Consider the following 244-nt stretch of genomic DNA (forward strand, 5'->3'; position numbering starts at 1 on the left):
GCTTTGCCCGTCGACGGAACCGCGGTGGCGGCCACCCAATTGGAAACAGCGCGCACGCTGAGCGTATCCGGGGCGGCTAGCGGCAGCGTGTCGTTCGATGGTACCGCCAACGCTGACATAGCGATCACTTTGGCCGACAGCGGCGTTGCAGCGGGCAGCTATTCCAGCGTCAGCGTGAATGCCCAAGGTTTGGTGACAGGCGGTGATCAGCTGACAGGCGATGACCTGGGGTTAGGAACCGCCG

1 pseudogene is annotated in these 244 nt (G+C 63.9%); it reads left to right on the plus strand.

The features are described from left to right. Positions 1-244 (plus strand): annotated as a pseudogene (locus SB725_RS33270) (phage tail protein); the annotation flags it as partial.

Origin of the sequence: Pseudomonas sp. SIMBA_041 (assembly GCF_046535095.1) — a bacterium.
Lineage (GTDB): Bacteria > Pseudomonadota > Gammaproteobacteria > Pseudomonadales > Pseudomonadaceae > Aquipseudomonas > Aquipseudomonas mucoides.